This is a genomic window from Cesiribacter sp. SM1 (assembly GCF_020178975.1).
Classification (GTDB): Bacteria; Bacteroidota; Bacteroidia; order Cytophagales; family Cyclobacteriaceae; genus Cesiribacter.
The window spans coordinates 1-940 of sequence record NZ_JAHXBU010000036.1 but is presented as its reverse complement, the minus strand read 5'-3'; the positions used below and the strand labels follow the sequence as shown (position 1 = coordinate 940).

1 protein-coding gene is annotated in these 940 nt (G+C 41.9%); it reads right to left on the bottom strand.

The window, feature by feature from the left end; all coding sequences use genetic code 11:
- Positions 1-245 precede the first annotated feature (245 nt).
- Positions 246-940 (bottom strand): hypothetical protein (locus tag KWJ01_RS04005; RefSeq protein WP_224995134.1); only part of this gene is annotated, 695 nt, incomplete at its 5' end.

The window sequence follows — 940 nt, the reverse complement described above, 5'->3', positions numbered from 1 at the left end:
TGCCCTCCTGCTGGCGGCTTGTCCTTTTACCTTTCGCTAACGCAGTAGCTAATCTTTTCTGCTACTGCTGCTTAAGAAGCGAAACGAATATTGACTTAAGGCCAACGTCCGTTGAATAAAGCAGGCGCCCTGGCACCGGCTGTTGTTAAAGTACGCAAAATTTCGAGTTTAGCACTGCCAATGGCAATAATGCTGTTGGGGCGCTTGCTTTATTCTGTTGTTGGCAACAGGCTTTTTTTATTATTTTAGAAAAGAGCAGTTTCTGGTTCACCAATCCTATGTTCAATTTTTTGTCCCATACTATTAGTGACATAACCAACTACAATTTCTTCTTTTCGCTCACCGTCAAGATGATAGGAAATACTAATAGTACAGTCCCCTGATATGTCCACCCAAACATTCCTGCTCTCCCCGGCTCTTAACTTGTCAATGTAACCAGTTGAACATCCCATGACTTTTATATCCGATACTTCAGTTTGTGTGGGATTAGTGAAGGTGATCCTCATTGTATTTAATAGAATAAAAGCTATCCAGCAGTAAAGGAGCATGACCGGTATGTTGAGCAGCATGATTCCAGATGTTCTCAATAAGCCCTTTCTATTAATTTGATCCTTTCTCACTCTATTCAAGAGCAAAGCTATCACTACAATATTTACAAGTCCGGCTACTAAAATGTACCCATATCCAATGAATAACAGGTCCGATGAAGAAGTAAGGTAGTAGAGGCCAAAAATAATAGTCCCAAGCAAGAAGGAGATGATTGCCGTTAGTCGCCCTAATCTTATATGTCGTTCGGTTCTCATTTGCTTGTTGCCAACGTCCATTGAATAAAGCAGATGCCCTTCACCGCCCTTTGCCGAATGTACGCAAAAGTTGCTGCCTGCATTGTCAATGGCTGAAAGCTCTTGGGGCATTTGCTTTATTCTGTTGTTGGTAGTCG